The organism is Klebsiella sp. M041 (assembly GCF_059759695.1).
Window position 1 is genome coordinate 116,208 of record NZ_JCAXWU010000007.1, and the last position, 18,191, is coordinate 134,398.

General features: G+C 59.2%; 18 protein-coding genes and 5 tRNA genes. 7 read left to right on the top strand and 16 right to left on the bottom strand.

Features of this window, described 5'->3' with window-relative positions:
- Window positions 1-45: 45 nt before the first annotated feature.
- The 15 genes from AC6CWS_RS11025 to mltB all read right to left on the bottom strand — a co-directional run bounded on the left by AC6CWS_RS11025 (window position 46) and on the right by mltB (window position 11,259).
- On the bottom strand, window positions 46-360 hold the full coding sequence (locus tag AC6CWS_RS11025) for a BON domain-containing protein (RefSeq protein ID WP_023290762.1): 315 nt from the start codon (window positions 358-360) through the stop codon (window positions 46-48).
- Between the two features lie 222 nt (window positions 361-582).
- Window positions 583-659 (bottom strand) — tRNA-Arg (locus AC6CWS_RS11030).
- 96 nt (window positions 660-755) lie between these two features.
- Window positions 756-832 (bottom strand) — tRNA-Arg (locus tag AC6CWS_RS11035).
- A gap of 61 nt (window positions 833-893) precedes the next feature.
- Window positions 894-970 (bottom strand) — tRNA-Arg (locus AC6CWS_RS11040).
- A 150-nt stretch (window positions 971-1,120) separates the two neighbouring features.
- A tRNA-Arg gene (locus AC6CWS_RS11045) sits at window positions 1,121-1,197 on the bottom strand.
- A gap of 4 nt (window positions 1,198-1,201) precedes the next feature.
- Window positions 1,202-1,294, bottom strand: a tRNA-Ser gene (locus AC6CWS_RS11050).
- A 321-nt stretch (window positions 1,295-1,615) separates the two neighbouring features.
- Complete coding sequence (gene csrA, locus AC6CWS_RS11055; protein ID WP_000906486.1) at window positions 1,616-1,801, bottom strand: carbon storage regulator CsrA; 186 nt, start codon at window positions 1,799-1,801, stop codon at window positions 1,616-1,618.
- Window positions 1,802-2,164: 363 nt separating this feature from the next.
- Window positions 2,165-4,792, bottom strand: a complete 2,628-nt coding sequence (gene alaS, locus AC6CWS_RS11060) for an alanine--tRNA ligase (RefSeq protein WP_065883428.1) — start codon at window positions 4,790-4,792, stop codon at window positions 2,165-2,167.
- A 250-nt stretch (window positions 4,793-5,042) separates the two neighbouring features.
- Window positions 5,043-5,543: a recombination regulator RecX gene (gene recX / locus AC6CWS_RS11065; protein ID WP_023290764.1), complete on the bottom strand. Its 501-nt coding sequence runs from the start codon at window positions 5,541-5,543 to the stop codon at window positions 5,043-5,045.
- A 70-nt stretch (window positions 5,544-5,613) separates the two neighbouring features.
- On the bottom strand, window positions 5,614-6,672 hold the full coding sequence (gene recA, locus AC6CWS_RS11070; protein ID WP_004205686.1) for a recombinase RecA: 1,059 nt from the start codon (window positions 6,670-6,672) through the stop codon (window positions 5,614-5,616).
- A gap of 90 nt (window positions 6,673-6,762) precedes the next feature.
- Window positions 6,763-7,260 (bottom strand): nicotinamide-nucleotide amidase, encoded by a 498-nt coding sequence (gene pncC / locus AC6CWS_RS11075; RefSeq protein WP_065883429.1) that lies wholly within the window; start codon window positions 7,258-7,260, stop codon window positions 6,763-6,765.
- 138 nt (window positions 7,261-7,398) lie between these two features.
- Complete coding sequence (locus tag AC6CWS_RS11080) at window positions 7,399-8,277, bottom strand: metal ABC transporter substrate-binding protein (RefSeq protein WP_032453816.1); 879 nt, start codon at window positions 8,275-8,277, stop codon at window positions 7,399-7,401.
- Window positions 8,278-8,284: 7 nt separating this feature from the next.
- The gene (locus AC6CWS_RS11085) at window positions 8,285-9,148 is read right to left on the bottom strand and encodes a metal ABC transporter permease (RefSeq protein WP_023290767.1); all 864 of its coding nucleotides are present in this window, start codon (window positions 9,146-9,148) and stop codon (window positions 8,285-8,287) included.
- Window positions 9,145-9,855, bottom strand: a complete 711-nt coding sequence (locus tag AC6CWS_RS11090) for a metal ABC transporter ATP-binding protein (RefSeq protein WP_074442673.1) — start codon at window positions 9,853-9,855, stop codon at window positions 9,145-9,147. Before AC6CWS_RS11090 ends, AC6CWS_RS11085 begins: the two co-directional genes overlap by 4 nt.
- Window positions 9,856-10,179: 324 nt before the next feature.
- Window positions 10,180-11,259 (bottom strand): lytic murein transglycosylase B, encoded by a 1,080-nt coding sequence (gene mltB, locus AC6CWS_RS11095; RefSeq protein ID WP_023290770.1) that lies wholly within the window; start codon window positions 11,257-11,259, stop codon window positions 10,180-10,182.
- 277 nt (window positions 11,260-11,536) lie between these two features.
- Here mltB and srlA point away from each other — a divergent pair, with 277 nt between their 5' ends.
- From srlA to gutQ, 7 genes are all read left to right on the top strand, one after another.
- Window positions 11,537-12,100, top strand: coding sequence for a PTS glucitol/sorbitol transporter subunit IIC (gene srlA, locus AC6CWS_RS11100; protein ID WP_004205677.1), 564 nt, complete (start codon window positions 11,537-11,539; stop codon window positions 12,098-12,100).
- Window positions 12,097-13,077, top strand: a complete 981-nt coding sequence (gene srlE / locus AC6CWS_RS11105; RefSeq protein WP_032453820.1) for a PTS glucitol/sorbitol transporter subunit IIB — start codon at window positions 12,097-12,099, stop codon at window positions 13,075-13,077. The genes srlA and srlE overlap by 4 nt, the downstream gene beginning before the upstream one ends.
- A 13-nt stretch (window positions 13,078-13,090) precedes the next feature.
- Window positions 13,091-13,453 (top strand): PTS glucitol/sorbitol transporter subunit IIA, encoded by a 363-nt coding sequence (gene srlB, locus AC6CWS_RS11110; protein WP_050533591.1) that lies wholly within the window; start codon window positions 13,091-13,093, stop codon window positions 13,451-13,453.
- A 12-nt stretch (window positions 13,454-13,465) separates the two neighbouring features.
- A complete protein-coding gene (gene srlD / locus AC6CWS_RS11115; protein WP_065883433.1) occupies window positions 13,466-14,245 on the top strand; it encodes a sorbitol-6-phosphate dehydrogenase in 780 nt (259 codons plus the stop codon).
- A gap of 157 nt (window positions 14,246-14,402) precedes the next feature.
- Complete coding sequence (gene gutM / locus AC6CWS_RS11120; RefSeq protein ID WP_023290773.1) at window positions 14,403-14,762, top strand: transcriptional regulator GutM; 360 nt, start codon at window positions 14,403-14,405, stop codon at window positions 14,760-14,762.
- A gap of 66 nt (window positions 14,763-14,828) precedes the next feature.
- On the top strand, window positions 14,829-15,602 hold the full coding sequence (gene srlR / locus AC6CWS_RS11125; RefSeq protein WP_004205671.1) for a glucitol operon DNA-binding transcriptional repressor SrlR: 774 nt from the start codon (window positions 14,829-14,831) through the stop codon (window positions 15,600-15,602).
- Window positions 15,595-16,560: an arabinose-5-phosphate isomerase GutQ gene (gene gutQ, locus AC6CWS_RS11130; protein ID WP_032453823.1), complete on the top strand. Its 966-nt coding sequence runs from the start codon at window positions 15,595-15,597 to the stop codon at window positions 16,558-16,560. The genes srlR and gutQ overlap by 8 nt, the downstream gene beginning before the upstream one ends.
- Here gutQ and norR read toward each other — a convergent pair.
- Window positions 16,523-18,073, bottom strand: coding sequence for a nitric oxide reductase transcriptional regulator NorR (norR, locus tag AC6CWS_RS11135; RefSeq protein ID WP_065883435.1), 1,551 nt, complete (start codon window positions 18,071-18,073; stop codon window positions 16,523-16,525). The two genes, gutQ and norR, sit on opposite strands and share 38 nt — an antisense overlap.
- Window positions 18,074-18,191 lie beyond the last annotated feature (118 nt).

Here is an 18,191-nt window from a genome sequence, read left to right on the forward strand (position 1 = left end):
AAGGCGCCCACAGGCGCCTTCAGGCATCAGACCGGATAGCCGGCCTTATTTAATACGCAGATCGTTTTCGACCATTCGCACACCCTGCACCCGACGGGTGACTTCCACCGCCCGTTTAGCGCTTTCCGCGGAGGAGACAAATCCGCTCAGCTGGACGCGGCCTTTAAAGGTCTGGACGCTGATTTCAGAGGACTTGATGTCTTTATCGTTAAAGAGCGCCGTTTTCACCTTAGTGGTCACCACGGTATCGTCAATGTAACCGCCGGTACTTTCTTTGGTGGACGAACCGGCACAGCCAGCGAGGACCGTCGCCACCAGCAGCGTCGCGCAAAAAGCAGGTATTGCTTTGAACCATTTCATGGATTTCTCTCCTTGCATTTATCTCAGCCTGATAACGCTGATATACAAGGATAAATTATAGTGGAAAGCGCGGCTTGCCAATAAAAAAAGTCGGATGAAACTGGGATGGAAAACGCGGTTATCGGGATGGTGAGAGAAGAGTGAAGATGATGCATTCAGAACGGGTGCTGCGATAATTTCGCAGCCTATGTAACAACATCGTCGCTGTTATTAAGGAGAATATGGTGCATCCGGGAGGATTCGAACCTCCGACCGCTCGGTTCGTAGCCGAGTACTCTATCCAGCTGAGCTACGGATGCATCGGGAAAGCTATTTTACTGCGGGGTTACTCTCCTGGCACTTACGATGGTTTCGCAAACCAGATAACAACAATGTTGCTGTTACTAAGGAGAATATGGTGCATCCGGGAGGATTCGAACCTCCGACCGCTCGGTTCGTAGCCGAGTACTCTATCCAGCTGAGCTACGGATGCATCGGGATTACTGCTGTAATTCTGATATCAAATTTCGCGATTTGCCATTCTTATTAAAGAATGGTGCATCCGGGAGGATTCGAACCTCCGACCGCTCGGTTCGTAGCCGAGTACTCTATCCAGCTGAGCTACGGATGCATCGGGAAACTTGCTTTACTACGCGTCAGTGTCACAACTAACACATGCCACACTGAGTATGACGGCCTAATCGGTAGAGTGACTCGATTATGCCTCGCACTGCGGGCCGCTGCTTTCACAGCGCTCTTCTCTCTTCATTCAGAAAGAAGATGGTGCATCCGGGAGGATTCGAACCTCCGACCGCTCGGTTCGTAGCCGAGTACTCTATCCAGCTGAGCTACGGATGCAAAATGGCGGTGAGGCGGGGATTCGAACCCCGGATGCAGCTTTTGACCGCATACTCCCTTAGCAGGGGAGCGCCTTCAGCCTCTCGGCCACCTCACCACACACGCCTCTTTCGAGTGCTTCGAAGAACTTGTTTCTGCTCTTCGTCGCTGCGATGGCGCACATATTACTTTCTGGTACTTATAAGTCAAACACTTTTTCGAGACCTTTTTTCGTTTGCACACTTCGCACGCAATTCGCGTGCAAAAACGGCAAAAAGGGCAATTTATCAACAGGAAATCAGCCCTGACGCAGGCATAACGCTAAACGACCAAAGCAGCAAAGGGTGATGAAAAGCGGTATGGCGCAGGGGAAAAAACAGAAAAAGAGAAAAAGCGGCGGTAAGTGATGCGCCTCACTGAACAGCGAGGCGCGGAAACCTTAGTAACTGGACTGCTGGGATTTTTCAGCCTGAATACGCTGGTAGATCTCTTCACGGTGAACAGATACTTCTTTAGGGGCGTTTACGCCAATACGAACCTGGTTACCCTTCACCCCTAAAACTGTCACAGTGACCTCATCTCCAATCATGAGGGTCTCACCAACTCGACGAGTCAGAATCAGCATTCTTTGCTCCTTGAAAGATTAAAAGAGTCGGGTCTCTCGTATCCCGGCATTATCCATCATATAACGCCAAAAAGTAAGCGATGACAAATACCTTACGGTATAAGCAGTCATGGCATCACATTCTGTTAAACCTAAGTTTAGCCGATATACACAATTTCAACCCGACTTTATCGTTATCGGTGTTTCTCGCGCAAGGTGCCATTTCCCTGAGGTTACGGCACCTATACCCGTCATACTTCAGGTTGCATGTGTGTTGGCTTTCCTCGCTCCCCCCAGTCACTTTCTTGAGTAAGCTCCCGGGGATTCGCTGCGTCGCCGCCTTCCTGCAACTCGAATTATTTAGGGTATATGCGCTTATAGTTATTACAGTTTTGCGCTGACCCAGCCTTTCACACTGGCTAACGCTGCAGGGAGAGCAGACGCATCGGTACCACCGGCCTGCGCCATATCCGGACGACCGCCCCCTTTACCGCCCACCTGCTGAGCGACCATACCAACCAGCTCCCCAGCCTTCACGCGATCTGTCACATCCTTAGACACACCGGCAATCAGGGAAACTTTACCGTCTGCGACCGTAGCCAACACCACAACCGTCGAACCCAGCTGGTTCTTCAGGTCGTCAACCATGGTACGCAGCATCTTCGGCTCCACGCCGGCCAGTTCGCTGACCAGCAGCTTAACGCCGTTAATCTCTTCCGCTTTGCTGGAGAGGTTTGCGCTCTCCTGCGCCGCAGCCTGCTCTTTCAGCTGCTGCAGCTCTTTTTCCAGCTGACGGGTACGCTCCAGCGCGGCGCGAACTTTCTCGCCAAGATTGTGGCTGTCGCCCTTCAGCAGTTGTGCGATATCGCTGAGCTGATCGCTCTGCGCGTGCAGCATGGCTATCGCGCCCTCACCAGTCACCGCTTCGATACGGCGCACGCCAGCGGCGGTCCCGGACTCAGACGTGATGCGGAACAGGCCGATATCACCAGTACGCGCCGCGTGAGTCCCGCCGCACAGTTCGGTGGAGAAGTCGCCCATCTGCAGCACGCGGACGCGGTCATCGTATTTCTCGCCGAACAGCGCCATGGCGCCGGATGCGCGCGCGGCATCGATATCCATAATGTTGGTTTCGATAGCCAGGTTACGACGGATCTGCGCGTTGACCAGATCTTCCACTGCACGAATCTCTTCCGGCTTCATCGCTTCGAAATGCGAGAAGTCAAAGCGCAGCGCTTTATCGTTGACCAGCGAGCCTTTCTGCGCCACATGGGTGCCGAGCACCTGGCGCAGCGCCGCGTGCATCAGGTGCGTCGCGGAGTGGTTCAGACGGATACGCTGACGGCGAGCCTCGTCCACATCGGCCTGCACCGCGTCGCCCACTTTCAGGGAGCCGCTGGCGACTTTACCGATATGACCAATGGCCTGGCCGTACTTCTGCGTGTCGCTGACCGCGAAGGAGAAGCCCGCGCCTTTCAGTTCGCCTTTATCGCCCACCTGGCCGCCGGACTCCGCATAGAACGGGGTCTGGTCGAGGATCACCACGGCTTCCTGACCCGCGCTGACGCTATCCACCGCTTTGCCGTCGATAAACAGCGCCGTCACTTTGCCGTTCAGCTCCAGACGATCGTAACCTTTAAATTCAGAGGCGCTGTCAACGCGGATCATCGCGTTGTAGTCCGCGCCGAAACCGCTGGACTCGCGCGCGCGGCGGCGCTGCTCTTCCATGGCGGCCTCAAAGCCGGCTTCGTCAACCTTGATGTTGCGCTCGCGGCAGACGTCCGCGGTCAGGTCGACCGGGAAGCCGTAGGTGTCGTACAGACGGAAGGCGGTTTCGCCATCCAGGGTGTCGCCTTTCAGCTTCGACAGCTCTTCATCCAGCAGCGCCAGTCCGCGCTCCAGAGTACGGGCGAACTGCTCTTCTTCGGTTTTCAGCACCTGCTCAACCTGAGCCTGCTGCTGCTTCAGCTCTTCGCCGGCGGAGCCCATCACGGCAATCAGCGGGGCAACCAGTTTCCAGAAGAAAGTGTCCTTCGCGCCCAGCATGTTGCCGTGACGGATCGCGCGGCGAATGATGCGACGCAGCACGTAGCCGCGGTTTTCATTCGACGGGATAACGCCGTCAGCGATCAGGAAGGCGCAGGAGCGAATGTGGTCGGCGATAACGCGCAGCGACTTGTTCGTCAGATCGGTGGCGCCGGTGACTTTCGCCACGCTGGCGATCAGATCGCGGAACAGGTCGATGTCATAGTTGGAGTTAACGTGCTGCAGCACCGCGGCAATACGCTCCAGGCCCATACCGGTGTCGACGGACGGCTTCGGCAGCGGCTCCATGGTGCCGTCAGCCTGACGGTTGAACTGCATGAAGACGATGTTCCAGATCTCAATGTAGCGGTCGCCGTCTTCTTCCGGGCTTCCCGGAGGGCCGCCCCAGATGTGATCGCCGTGGTCAAAGAAGATTTCGGTGCACGGGCCGCACGGACCGGTGTCGCCCATCTGCCAGAAGTTGTCTGAAGCAAACGGCGCGCCTTTGTTGTCGCCGATGCGGATGATTCGCTCGCGCGGGACGCCTACTTCATTGGCCCAGATGTCGAATGCTTCGTCATCGGTCTCGTAAACGGTGACCCACAGCTTCTCTTTCGGCAGCGCGAACCAGTTCTCACCGGTCAGCAGTTCCCACGCGTATTTGATGGCATCCTGCTTGAAGTAGTCGCCGAAGCTAAAGTTGCCCAGCATTTCAAAGAAGGTGTGGTGACGCGCGGTGTAACCGACGTTTTCCAGATCGTTGTGTTTACCACCCGCACGCACGCAACGCTGCGCGGTGGTCGCACGCGAATAATTACGTTTGTCGAGACCAAGGAAGACATCCTTGAACTGGTTCATCCCTGCGTTGGTAAACAGCAGGGTCGGATCGTTGTGCGGCACCAGGGAGCTGCTGGCAACTACCTGATGTCCCTTGCTATGGAAAAAGTCGAGAAACGCCTGACGGATCTCAGCGGTGCTCTTGCTCATAATTATCCTGAAATCAAGCTACACGTCATCCTTCAAGTCGCCTCTGTCCTGGCTGCGCTTGCTCTTCCTGCACCGAACTGACGTGCGCTGCGGAAGATAGTCTCTCTTGCCGCCCTGATGCAGCTTGAATGATTTTGTGTAAAGGAATAATCGCCCAGGACGCTGCCTGCACTGTCACAACCAGCGGCCCGACGGAATAAAGTGGGAATAAGATAAGTTTTCTTTACGGCGAAGTAAAATCCCGGATGGGTCAATCTGCAAAATTTCGCCAGATTTCCTGGATATCTTCCATCAGGTAGCCACGGTACAGCAGGAATCGCTGGATTTTCACTTTTTCAGTAAAGGCGGATGGTAACGGTTCACCGTATTTACGCTGCGCCTGCGCCCTGGCAAGGCTCACCCAGTCGATATCGCATTCGCGCATCGCCTGTTCAACGGCCTGGCGCGCAATGCCTTTCTGGCTGAGCTCCTGACGAATGCGCGCGGGGCCATAGCCTTTGCGGCTCCGGCTGGCGATGAACTGGCCGACAAAACGATTATCGTCGAGATAGCGGTTTTCGATACACCAGGCCACCACCTGCTCCAGCTCTTCAGGGGTGACGTCCAGCGCCTCGGGGCCGTTTTTGCTCATCACCGGAGCGGCCAGTTTGCGCCGCAGCTCCTGTTCGCTGTGGTCGCGCATCGCCAGGATACGGATAGCGCGGTCCAGCAGACGAGCATAGCCGGATCGGCGTGATGAAGGTTCAGTCACAGGCACCTCAATAATCTAAGAAAAGCAAAAGGGCCGCATAAGCAGCCCTTTATCACTCTGTTAGACGATATCAGAAATCTTGTTCCGTTTCTTCTGCGTCGTTGCCGTCAACGGCGAAGTCCGGCGTAGAGTCCTGGTTGTTGAGCAGCAGTTCGCGCACTTTCTTCTCAATCTCTTTCGCCGCCGCCGGGTTCTCTTTCAGCCAGGTGATAGCGTTCGCTTTACCCTGACCAATTTTGTCGCCGTTGTAGCTGTACCAGGCGCCCGCTTTCTCAATCAGCTTCTCTTTCACGCCGAGGTCAACCAGCTCGCCGAAGAAGTTGATGCCTTCGCCGTAGAGGATCTGGAATTCAGCCTGTTTGAACGGCGCCGCAATCTTGTTCTTCACTACTTTGACGCGGGTTTCGCTGCCGACGACGTTATCGCCCTCTTTCACCGCGCCGATGCGACGGATATCCAGACGCACGGAGGCATAGAACTTCAGCGCGTTACCGCCGGTGGTGGTTTCCGGGTTACCGAACATCACGCCGATTTTCATACGGATCTGGTTGATAAAGATCAGCAGCGTGTTGGACTGCTTCAGGTTACCCGCCAGTTTACGCATCGCCTGGCTCATCATACGCGCCGCGAGGCCCATGTGAGAGTCGCCGATTTCGCCTTCGATTTCCGCTTTCGGCGTCAGCGCCGCGACGGAGTCGACGACAATAACGTCAACCGCGCCGGAGCGCGCCAGCGCGTCACAGATTTCCAACGCCTGCTCGCCGGTATCCGGCTGAGAACACAGCAGGTTGTCGATATCCACGCCCAGTTTGCGCGCATAGACCGGATCCAGCGCGTGTTCCGCATCGATGAACGCACAGGTTTTACCTTCGCGCTGCGCTGCGGCGATAACCTGCAGCGTCAGGGTGGTTTTACCGGAGGATTCCGGCCCGTAGATCTCGACGATACGGCCCATTGGCAGACCGCCGGCGCCCAGCGCGATATCCAGAGAAAGCGAGCCGGTGGAGATGGTTTCTACGTCCATAGAACGGTCTTCACCCAGGCGCATGATGGAGCCTTTACCGAATTGCTTTTCGATCTGGCCCAGTGCAGCCGCCAACGCTTTCTGTTTGTTTTCGTCGATCGCCATTGTTACTCCTAATCATGCAGGGTGAAGCCTGTTCGCTTCGCCGTTAATATTTGTTCAGTTGAGGCAATTATACTGTATAGTCATACAGTATCAAGTCTTTTGTAGAAATTGTTGCCAGAGCAGATTGAGCGCGTAGGCCGTCGCCTGACGACGCACCGCTTCGCGGTCTCCGGCAAAGCATTCCCGCCGCGTCACCCCTTGCCCGCTGACGCTGGCGACGCCAAACCACACCGTCCCGACCGGCTTTTCGTCGCTGCCGCCATCCGGCCCGGCGACGCCGCTTACCGAGATGGCATAGTCCGCGCGCGCGGCGCGCAACGCGCCGATCGCCATCTCCACCACCACCGGTTCGCTCACCGCGCCGTTGTCCCGCAGCGTCGCTTCGCTGACGCCGATCATTTGCGATTTGGCCTCGTTGCTGTAGGTCACAAAACCGCGTTCAAACCACGCTGAGCTGCCGGCAATATCGGTGATGGCTTTCGCTATCCAGCCGCCGGTGCAGGATTCCGCCGTGGTCACCGTCGCGCCCTGCGCCTTCAGCGCCCGGCCGACCTCCTCGCTTAGCTGCATTAATTCTGAATCGGTCATTATCGCCCCGCTTTGCTCCGGATAAAGAGGCCATCAAAGATAGCACTTTCCACAGAGATATGGGGACGAGGTGTGGAATTTACGAGGGGACATCCAAAATGAATCATCCCGGCGGCGCCGGGATGAGAAATCGCAAAACTACTTCATGCTGGCGGCGATCAGCGCCACGTTATGACGCATCATTTTGACATAGCTATCCGCGACGCCACCCGGGGCGGAGAGCGCCTCAGGATAGAGTTCTCCGCCGGGCTGCGCGCCGGTGGCGCTGGCGATCTGCTTCACCAGTCGCGGGTCAAGCTGGTTCTCCATAAACCAGGTATGGACGCCGTCCGCGTTGATTTGCTTAATCAGCGCCGCCACCTGCGCCGCGCTGGCCTCGCTCTCTGAAGAGAGCCCCTGCGGCGCGAGGAAGGTCACGTGATAAGCGCGGCCAAAATAGCCGAAGGCGTCATGGCTGGTGAGAACTTTGCGCTTTGCCTGCGGAATGGCGCTGAACTGCCCTTTCGCCCAGCCGTCGAGGGCCGTCAGTTGCTCGATATAACGCTTGCCGCTGTTCGTCAGCGCCGCTTGATCTTCCGGGTCGGCTTTCACCAGTCCATCGAGGATATTCTGCGCATACAACGCGCCGTTCGCCGCGCTGTTCCAGGCGTGGGGATCGGTCACCGTTTTGCCATCTTCATCGAGGGTATGGGTCTTGACGCCCTTCGACGCCACCACCAGCTCGCCCTTAAAACCAGAGGCCTTAATCAGGCGATCCAGCCACCCTTCCAGTCCCAGACCGTTAACCACCACCACGTCGGCCTTGCTGAGCAGCGCGCTGTCCTTCGGCGACGGCTCGAAGGTGTGCGGATCGCCATCCGGGCCGACCAGGGTGTCCACATGAACATGCTCCCCGCCGACCTGCTGCACCATATCACCCAGCACCGAAAAACTGCTTACCACATTCAGCGTTTTCGCCATCGCCCCCTGCGCCATCAGGCCGAAGGCCAGCGCGACCACTATTGCACTACGTTTCATCATTTCCTTACCCCATCAATTTGCGCCAGCCGACCAGCAGCCGGCTGCGCGTGCCAAAAAACAGCGAAATAAAAAACAGCGCGCTGGCGGTCAGCACGATGGCGGGCCCGGCGGGAAGACTGGCCGCCCAGGAGAGACTCAAACCCAGCCAGGCGCAGAGCGCGCCGGAGAGCGCCGCCAGCAGCAGGATGCCCGGCAGCGTTCGCGCCCAGCAGCGCGCGGCGACCGCCGGCAGCATCATCACCCCTACCGCCATCAGCGTGCCGAGCACCTGAAACCCCGCCACCAGGTTAAGCACCAGCAGCGCCAGAAAAAGCCCATGCAGCAGCGCGGGCAGCCGGCGGTGGTTCACCTGCAGCCAGGCGCTGTCGAACGCCTCGCTGACCAGACCGCGGTAGCACAGCGCGATGCACAGCAGCGTCAGGCTGGCGACGCCGCTGACAAACAGCGCCGCGTCACGGTCCACCGCCAGAATGGAGCCAAACAGCAGATGCAGCAGGTCGACGCTGGAGCCGCGCAGCGACACCAGGGTGACGCCCAGCGCCAGCGATCCCAGATAAAATCCGGCAAAGCTGGCGTCCTCTTTTAACGGCGTCCGCCGGCTCACCCATCCCGCCACCAGCGCGACCGCGATGCCGGCGACAAAGCCGCCCAGGGTCATGGCCAGCAGCGACATGCCGCTCAGCAGATAGCCCACCGCCACGCCGGGGAGAATGGCGTGCGACAGCGCGTCGCCCATCAGGCTCATGCGCCGCAGCAGCAGGAAGACGCCCAGCATGGTGGTGCTGAGCGACAGCGCCAGACAGACCACCAGCGCCCGGCGCATAAAGCCGAATTCAATAAAAGGCTGAAAGAAGGTGTGCCAGATCATGCCGACCTCGCCTGGCTGAAGGCCGGGAGAACCGCCCGGGTGGCGCCCCAGCAGGCGCGCCGGGGGGTCAGCAGCAGCGTCTCCGGGAAAAAGTCGGCTACCCGCTGGTTATCATGCAGCACCGCCAGGATGGTCTGCCCCTGCCGGTGCATGTCGAGGATCAAATCCATCAGTTCGCGACTGGTCGCTTCATCAATGCCGGTGAAGGGCTCGTCGAGCATCACCAGCGGCGCCTGCTGCACCAGCACCCGGGCAAACAGCATGCGCTGAAACTGGCCGCCGGAGAGCGCTTCGATCGGGGTTTTCGCCAGGCTCGCCAGCCCGACCCGCTCCAGCGCCGCGCCGATGCGTCGCCGGGTATCGCCGCCCAGACCGCGCAGCAGCGACACGCCGGGCCATGCGCCCTGGCTCACCACATCCTGCACGTTGAGAGGAAACTGCGACTCGAGGGCATGGCGCTGCGCCAGCCAGCCAATCACCGGCCGCTTTCCCTGCCAGCGCAGACAGCCACTGACCGGCGGAAGAAACCCGGCGAGGGTTTTCAGCAGGGTCGATTTTCCGCAGCCATTGAGGCCAACGATTGCCGTCAGGCTGCCGGGGCATATCATCCCGCTCAGCGGAGGGGTGATCGCCACCCCGCCATAGCCGGTTACCAGTTGTTCCAGTTCAATCATGGTAGCGTCACCGCCCACCAGGTCGCCAGCCATAGCGCCGCCAGTAGCGTTCCCGCGATGGCCAGGCGCGCCGCGCCGGATGCCATAAAAACCGATGTGAACATATCTCACCTCTATTGAATGTTATAACATAACAATACAGAGGCGGAATAAGATTGTAAATCAGCGTCGGGAGCGGAAATGTAACAAAGGTCGACAAGCGGCAGGCAAACGGGAAAAAGCAGGAGGATAAACGAGAAGTCCCCCGGTCGCGCTGCGCTTACCGGGGCTGCCAGCCGGATAACAGACCATAGCCCGGATAAGGCGCTACGCGCCGCTATCCGGGGAGGCTCGGGATCGGTCAGCCGGATGACAGTATTAATAACCGCCGCGGGCCTGAGAAACCGCCAGGCCAAGCTGCCAGACGGCCATGGCGTAGTGGGTGCTGTGGTTGTAGCGGGTGATGGTATAGAAGTTCGGCAACCCGTACCAGTACTCATAGCCGGTGCCGACGTCCAGGCGCAGCAGGCTGGCCTGCTGATGGTTGCCCAGCGGCTGGGTCGGGGTTAATCCCGCCGCCGACAGCTGCGAAACGCTGTATTTGGTTTTGAAACCATTCTCCAGCCCCGGCGCCTGGCCCAGCGCCTGCACCGCCACCAGATCGCCGCTCACCCAGCCGTGCTGTTTGAAGTAGTTGGCCACGCTGCCGATCGCATCCACCGGGTCCCACAGGTTGATATGGCCGTCGCCGTTAAAGTCCACCGCGTATTGCTTATAGGAGGACGGCATAAACTGGCCGTAACCCATCGCCCCGGCGAAAGAGCCTTTCAGATCCAGCGGGTCGTCGCTTTCGCTGCGCGCCATCAGCAGGAAGGTTTCCAGCTCGGAGGAGAAGTACTCAGCACGGCGCGGATAGTTAAACGACAGGGTCGCCAGCGCGTCGAGGATGCGGGTTTTGCCCATCACCCGACCCCAACGGGTCTCCACGCCGATAATGCCGACAATGATTTCCGGCGGTACGCCGTAGACCTGATAAGCGCGGTTGAGCGCGTCCTGATACTGATTCCAGAACACCACGCCGTTCTGCACGTTATCCGGGGTAATAAACTGTTTCTTGTAGCGCAGCCAGGCGCCGGTCGGCCCGGTCGGCGGCAGGCCGGTCGGCGCCTGACGATCCATCAGCCGCAGAACGTAGTCCAGACGCTTCGCCTGCGACAGGATCTCCTGCAGCTGCTGCCTGTCGAAGCCGTGCTTCGCCACCATCTTATCGATGAACTGCGCCGCTGCCGGGTTGTTGGCGAAGTCGCCGCCCATCTGCATCACGTTATGCTGCGGTTCCAGCAAAAAGCCGCCGGTTCCACTCGCCATCTCCGTTTCCGCGGGAGTCTTGGGTTTGCTGCTGCAGGCAGCGAGGAGCACACAAAGGGGAAGTACAGCCAGAGAGCGACGCTTCAACATGGGAATTCCGTTTAACAAATTCAGCAAGGGATAATTATGGTAAAGCATGCGACGACCAACAAGAAAGCGACAATCTGTTTGTAGACAAAATAGTCCTTCACCGCCCCCCTTCCTGGATGCTGTCATGCGCCTCGTGATTTCATCCTCTCAACACCAATCTTTCGAAATAAAATATTTATCTTTCATTTTGCGATCTATTTAACACTTTAAAACCTTTCAAAGTGATTAAAATCAGCCTGCAGTTAGCAAGAAAAATAACATGCTGAAGGAGAGAACAATGATTGACGTCGTGACCCACGGCGCAGAGTGGTTTATCGGCCTGTTTCAGAAAGGCGGCGAGGTATTTACCGGAATGGTGACCGGGATCCTCCCCTTGCTGATCAGTCTGCTGGTGATCATGAACGCGCTGATCAACTTTATCGGCCAGCAGCGGATCGAAAAACTGGCGCAGCGCTGCGCCGGGAACCCGATCTCCCGCTACCTGCTGTTGCCCTGCATCGGCACCTTTGTGTTTTGTAACCCAATGACCCTGAGCCTGGGCCGCTTTATGCCAGAGAAGTACAAGCCCAGCTATTACGCGGCGGCGTCCTACAGCTGCCACTCGATGAACGGCCTGTTTCCGCATATCAACCCCGGCGAACTGTTCGTCTATCTCGGCATCGCCAACGGCCTCACCACCCTCGGCCTGCCGCTTGGGCCGCTGGCGGTGAGCTATCTGCTGGTCGGGCTGGTGACCAACTTCTTCCGCGGCTGGGTCACCGACCTGACCACCTCGATTTTCGAACGAAAAATGGCGATTCAGCTGGCTCAGAAAGTGCATCTGTCAGGAGCGACATCATGACCCGGATTCGTATTGAGAAAGGCACCGGCGGCTGGGGCGGCCCCCTTGAGCTCGACGTCGTCGAGGGCAAAAAGATCGTCTATATCACCGCCGGCACCCGCCCGGCGATCGTTGACCGCATCGCCAGTCTGACCGGCTGGCAGGCGGTGGACGGTTTTAAAGAGGGCGAACCGGCGGAAAGCGACATCGGCGTGGCGATTATCGACTGCGGAGGCACCCTGCGCTGCGGGCTCTACCCCAAGCGTCGTATCCCGACGGTGAATATCCATGCCACCGGCAAATCAGGGCCGCTGGCCCAGTACATCACAGAAGATATCTACGTCTCCGGCGTCAAAGAGGAGAACATTCAGCGCATCGCGACCGACAGCGCGGTAGCTCCCGAGCCGCCGGCGGAGAACAACCGCGCGGGTCGCGATTACGATGCCAGCAAAAAGATCACTGAACAGAGCGATGGCCTGCTGGCGAAGGTCGGGATGGGGATGGGCTCGGTGGTGGCGGTGCTGTTCCAGGCCGGGCGCGACACCATCGATACGGTGCTGAAGACCATTCTGCCGTTTATGGCCTTCGTCTCGGCGCTGATCGGCATCATCATGGCCTCCGGCATCGGCGACTGGATCGCCCATGGCCTGGCGCCGCTGGCCAGCCATCCGCTGGGTCTGGTGACCCTGGCGCTGATCTGCTCCTTCCCGCTGCTGTCGCCGTTTCTCGGCCCCGGCGCGGTTATCGCCCAGGTTATCGGCGTGCTGATTGGCGTGCAGATCGGCCTCGGCAATATTCCCCCGCACCTCGCCCTGCCGGCGCTGTTCGCCATTAACGCCCAGGCCGCCTGCGATTTTATCCCGGTAGGCCTGTCGCTGGCTGAAGCCCGCCAGGATACCGTGCGCGTCGGCGTGCCGTCGGTGCTGGTCAGCCGCTTTTTGACCGGCGCGCCAACGGTGCTGATCGCGTGGTTCGTTTCCGGATTTATTTACCAGTAAGAGGGGCCAGAACATGACCGTGATTTACCAGACCACCATTACGCACATCGGCGCCTGCGCGACGATGGCGCTGGAAGAGCAGATGCTGATCACCTTCCGCGAGGGCGCCCCGGCGGATATCGAAGCGTACTGCTTTATTCACAACCACGGCGAGCTTGCCGGCGCGCTGCAGCCGGGCGCAGAGCTGCAGCTTGGCGAGCTGCGCTACCCGGTGACCGCCGTCGGCGAGGTCGCCGAACAAAACCTGCGCGAGCTGGGCCACATCACCCTGCGCTTTGACGGCCATCGTGAAGCGGAGTTCCCGGGTACCGTCCATGTGGCGGGCCCGGTGCCGGACGCCATCGCGCCCGGCTGCGTACTGAAATTTGTTGCTTAACAGGAGAGAGAGATGAATCAGGTTGCTGTTGTCGTTGGCGGTGGACAAACCTTAGGAGAGTTTCTGTGCCGCGGGCTGGCCGCCGAGGGCTACCGCGTGGCGGTGGTCGATATTCAGAGCGAAAAAGCCAGCCGCGTCGCCCAGGAGATTAACGCTGAATATGGCGAAGGCATGGCGTATGGCTTCGGCGCCGACGCCACCAGCGAGGCCAGCGTCACCGCGCTGGCCCACGGAGTGGATGAGATTTTCTCGCGTGTCGATCTGCTGGTGTACAGCGCCGGCATCGCTAAAGCGGCGTTTATTAGCGACTTTGCGCTGGGGGATTTCGACCGCTCGCTGCAGGTCAATCTGGTGGGCTACTTCCTCTGCGCCCGCGAGTTTTCCCGGCTGATGATCCGCGACGGCATTAAGGGACGCATCATTCAGATCAACTCGAAATCCGGCAAAGTGGGCAGCAAGCACAACTCCGGCTACAGCGCGGCGAAGTTCGGCGGCGTCGGCCTGACCCAGTCGCTGGCGCTGGATCTGGCGGAGTACGGCATTACCGTACACTCACTGATGCTCGGTAATCTGCTGAAGTCGCCGATGTTCCAGTCGCTGCTGCCGCAGTACGCCACCAAGCTCGGTATCGATGAGAGCGAGGTCGAGCAGTACTACATCGACAAGGTGCCCCTGAAGCGCGGATGCGAATATCAGGATGTGCTGAACGTCCTGATGTTTTACGCCAGCCCGCAGGCGTCGTACTGCACCGGTCAGTCGATCAACGTTACCGGCGGCCAGGTGATGTTTTAAAGGGATCCCGGATGGCGCCGCGCTTATCCGGGCTACAAAACGGTAGGTCGGGTAAGGCGTTAGCCGCCACCCGACAAAAATACGGCACCGCGGGTCGCTCGGGTTAGGTGCTCGCGCCGCGACCCGGATTGTTCCCGGCCCCCTTAAGGAGACACCTATGGTTACCGCACTCATCACCGTCGCCGCCATCGCCTGGCTTACCCAACTGGCCTTCGGCGGCTGGCAGATCCGCCGCTTCAATCGCGCCTTCGACAGCCTGTGCCAGCAGGGTCGGGTGGGGGTCGGCCGCTCCGCCGGGCGCTTTCAACCGCGCGCCATCGTCGCTATCGCCGTTGATGATGACAACCGCATCTGCGACACGCTGCTGATGAAAGGCTTCACCATTTTCGCCCGACCGCAAAAAATCCCCGCGCTGGATGGCAAACATATCGGGGAATTGCAGCCTGATGTGATCTTTCCCCATGATCCGCGCTGTCAGAATGCACTATCATTAGCGCTTAATCCGAAACATGGATAATTTCGTTGTAAAAGTAAATATCTTGCGAAATTATCACTTCGAAACTTAAACGCAGGATAGACGCCTATGAAACCACGTCAGCGCCAGGCAGCCATTCTCGAGTTCCTGCAGTCGCAGGGAAAATGCTCGGTCGAAGAGCTGGCGCAACACTTCGATACTACCGGCACCACCATCCGCAAGGATCTGGTCACGCTGGAAAACGCCGGCACCGTCATTCGCACCTACGGTGGCGTGGTACTCAACAAAGATGAAGCCGATCCGCCGATCGATCATAAAACGCTGATCAACACCCATAAGAAAGCGCGCATCGCCGAAGCGGCGGTGCGCTTTATTCATGATGGCGACTCCCTCATCCTCGATGCCGGCAGCACGGTGCTGCAGATGGTCCCACTGCTCAGCCGCTTCAATAACATCACGGTGATGACCAACAGCCTGCATATCGTCAACGCTCTGGCCGAACTGGATAATGAACAGACTATCCTGATGCCCGGCGGCACCTTCCGCAAAAAATCGGCCTCCTTTCACGGCCAGCTGGCGGAAAACGCTTTCGAACAGTTCAGTTTCGACAAGCTGTTTATGGGCACCGACGGCATCGATCTGAACGCCGGCGTCACCACCTTCAATGAGGTGTATACCGTCAGCAAGGCGATGTGTAACGCCGCCCGCGAAGTGATCCTGATGGCCGACTCGTCAAAGTTTGGCCGTAAAAGTCCCAATATCGTCTGCGGCCTGGAGCGCGTGGATAAATTGATTACCGATGCCGATATTGACCCTGCATTCCAGCGGGCGCTGGAAGCCAAAGGCATAGAAGTCATCATTACTGGAGAACATCATGAGTAACTTTTTGTTAGAGGCCGGACGCCAGACCCTGATGCTGGAGCTACAGGAGGCGAGCCGCCTGCCGGAACGCCTGGGCGACGACTTCATCCGCGCGGCGGAAACCATCATCCACTGCGAGGGCAAACTGATTGTCTCCGGTATCGGTAAATCCGGTCATATCGGCAAAAAGCTGGCGGCGACCTTCGCCAGCACCGGCACCCCGGCCTTTTTTGTCCATCCGGCGGAAGCCCTGCACGGCGATCTTGGCATGCTCGACGGCCGCGACGTGATGCTGTTTATCTCCTACTCCGGCAGCGCGAAAGAGCTGGATCTGATCGTGCCGCGGCTGGAGGAAAAAGGTATCCCGCTGCTGGCGATGACCGGCAAATCCACCTCGCCGCTGGCGCTGGCGGCGAAAGCGGTGCTGGATATCGCCGTCGAGCGAGAGGCCTGTCCGATGCACCTGGCGCCGACCTCCAGCACCGTCAACACCCTGATGCTTGGCGATGCGCTGGCGATGGCGGTCATGCAGGCCCGCGGCTTCAATGAAGAGGATTTTGCCCGCTCCCACCCGGCAGGGGCGCTTGGCGCGCGTCTGCTGAACAAAGTGCATCACCTGATGCGCCGCGACGACGAAGTGCCGCGCGTCGGCACGGACGCCAACGTCATGAACGCAATGCTCGAGCTAAGCCGCACAGGGCTCGGCCTGGTGGCGGTCTGCGATGAGGCCAACCGCGTGCAGGGGGTCTTCACCGACGGCGACCTGCGCCGCTGGCTGGTGGGCGGCGGCACCTTAAACGACGGCGTCGCGCAGGCGATGACCCGCAACGGCGTGACGCTACAGGCGGAGAGCCGCGCGGTGGAAGCCAAAGAGCGGCTGATGAAGCACAAAATCAGCGCCGCGCCGGTAGTCGATGAAAACGGCCAACTGGTCGGCGCCATCAACCTGCAGAACTTTTACCAGGCCGGGATCCTTTAAGCCCCAGACGTTTCGCCAGCCGGTGCAGGTTGGCGACGTCGAGTTCCAGCGCGCGGGCGGTCGCCGCCCAGTTGCCCTGATGTGCCGCCAGCGCGCGGGCAATCGCCTCGCGCTGGAAATTATCCGTGGCTTCGCGCAGATTCACGTTGCCCATTGCCGGCGCCGCTGCCGCTGCCTCGGTCGGCAACGTCGGCGCAGTCGCCGTAAACTCGAAATGCTGCGGCTCCAGTACTACGTCATCGCCAGCCTGAGTAGCCCGCGCCAGCACCACCGCGCGGTGAATGGCATGCTCCAGTTCGCGCACGTTGCCCGGCCACGACCACTGCTGCAGCCTGTTTCGCGTTGCCTCACTTAAAATTACCCGCGACAGTCCCATCCGCAGGCGGCACTGCTCGCAAAAATAGCCAGCCAGCAGCACCACGTCATTTTCCCGCTCGCGCAGCGCCGGAACCGACAGCGGGAAGACGCTCAGCCGGTGATAGAGGTCGGCGCGAAAGCGCCCTTCCACCACCTCCTGGCGCAGGTCGCGGTTGGTGGCCGCCAGCACCCGCACATCGACCCGCAGGCTGCGGTCATCGCCGACACGCTGAATATCGCCATACTGCAGGACGCGCAGCAGCTTCGCCTGCAGCGCCAGCGACAGCTCGCCGATTTCGTCGAGGAACAGCGTGCCGTTATCGGCCATCTCAAATTTGCCGCTACGGTTGCTGATAGCCCCGGTAAACGCCCCTTTCACGTGACCGAACAGCTCGCTCTCCGCCACGCTCTCCGGCAGCGCCGCGCAGTTGAGGTACACCAGCGGGTTAGCCGCTCGCGGCGATCCCTGATGCACCGCCTTCGCCACCAGCTCCTTACCGGTCCCCGTTTCCCCGCTGATCAGCACGTTCAAATCCGAGGCGGCGACAATCTCGATCTCTTTTTTCAGCTGCAGCATCGGCGCCGACAGGCCGATGATCTCCTGACGCTCCGGCTGCGGGTAATTCACCACCTGCGCGGGCAGGACGTTTTGCGCTTCAAGGCGGGCGATAAGCAGCGCGTTATTCAGCGCCCCGGCCACCAGCGCGGCAATCAGTCGCAGCTCTTCATCGCTGAAGCTGTCGAAGCGGTCGGCATCCATGCCGTCAAGAGTCAGCGCGCCGATCAGCGTTTGCCCGGCAAACAGCGGCAACCCCACGCAGGCGTGAACCTTGAGGCTCTCCTGGCCGGGGATCAGGCCGTCATAGGGGTCCGGCAGGTCGCTGTCCGCCGGGAAGCGCACCACATCGCCGGCGCGGGCGATCGCCTCCAGCCGCGGATGCCCATCCAGTGCAAAGCGCCGGCCAAGCACATCCTGCGCCAGACCATCGATCGCCAGCGGCACAAACTGATGGGCCTCATAGCGCAGCAGCGCCGAGGCGTCGCAGCCAAGGATCTGCCGCAGGGTGGCGATCAGGCGCGAAAAGCGGTCGACGTGGCCGATATCGCTTTGTAAATCAATGGCGATTTTCGCCAGCGCCTCGACGGAAAAACTCATCATCGCTCCATTGTCATTTTGACAGTTTATATAGTCATATCGACTATTTTAATCATTGTCATTTTGACAGCAACTAAAATCATGAAAATTTAAAAAATGCTTTTATTCAATAAGTTAA

What these genes read in the sequence shown, in the direction of transcription:
- pncC (WP_065883429.1), bottom strand. Translation starts at nt 7,260, where the DNA reads ATGACCGATTCAGAATTAATGCAGCTAAGCGAGGAGGTCGGCCGGGCG.
- AC6CWS_RS11025 (WP_023290762.1), bottom strand. Translation starts at nt 360, where the DNA reads ATGAAATGGTTCAAAGCAATACCTGCTTTTTGCGCGACGCTGCTGGTG.
- srlD (WP_065883433.1), top strand. Translation starts at nt 13,466, where the DNA reads ATGAATCAGGTTGCTGTTGTCGTTGGCGGTGGACAAACCTTAGGAGAG.
- AC6CWS_RS11090 (WP_074442673.1), bottom strand. Translation starts at nt 9,855, where the DNA reads ATGGCTGGCGACCTGGTGGGCGGTGACGCTACCATGATTGAACTGGAA.
- srlE (WP_032453820.1), top strand. Translation starts at nt 12,097, where the DNA reads ATGACCCGGATTCGTATTGAGAAAGGCACCGGCGGCTGGGGCGGCCCC.
- csrA (WP_000906486.1), bottom strand. Translation starts at nt 1,801, where the DNA reads ATGCTGATTCTGACTCGTCGAGTTGGTGAGACCCTCATGATTGGAGAT.
- mltB (WP_023290770.1), bottom strand. Translation starts at nt 11,259, where the DNA reads ATGTTGAAGCGTCGCTCTCTGGCTGTACTTCCCCTTTGTGTGCTCCTC.
- recA (WP_004205686.1), bottom strand. Translation starts at nt 6,672, where the DNA reads ATGGCGATCGACGAAAACAAACAGAAAGCGTTGGCGGCTGCACTGGGC.
- srlA (WP_004205677.1), top strand. Translation starts at nt 11,537, where the DNA reads ATGATTGACGTCGTGACCCACGGCGCAGAGTGGTTTATCGGCCTGTTT.
- srlB (WP_050533591.1), top strand. Translation starts at nt 13,091, where the DNA reads ATGACCGTGATTTACCAGACCACCATTACGCACATCGGCGCCTGCGCG.
- alaS (WP_065883428.1), bottom strand. Translation starts at nt 4,792, where the DNA reads ATGAGCAAGAGCACCGCTGAGATCCGTCAGGCGTTTCTCGACTTTTTC.
- AC6CWS_RS11080 (WP_032453816.1), bottom strand. Translation starts at nt 8,277, where the DNA reads ATGAAACGTAGTGCAATAGTGGTCGCGCTGGCCTTCGGCCTGATGGCG.
- srlR (WP_004205671.1), top strand. Translation starts at nt 14,829, where the DNA reads ATGAAACCACGTCAGCGCCAGGCAGCCATTCTCGAGTTCCTGCAGTCG.
- gutQ (WP_032453823.1), top strand. Translation starts at nt 15,595, where the DNA reads ATGAGTAACTTTTTGTTAGAGGCCGGACGCCAGACCCTGATGCTGGAG.
- AC6CWS_RS11085 (WP_023290767.1), bottom strand. Translation starts at nt 9,148, where the DNA reads ATGATCTGGCACACCTTCTTTCAGCCTTTTATTGAATTCGGCTTTATG.
- gutM (WP_023290773.1), top strand. Translation starts at nt 14,403, where the DNA reads ATGGTTACCGCACTCATCACCGTCGCCGCCATCGCCTGGCTTACCCAA.
- norR (WP_065883435.1), bottom strand. Translation starts at nt 18,073, where the DNA reads ATGAGTTTTTCCGTCGAGGCGCTGGCGAAAATCGCCATTGATTTACAA.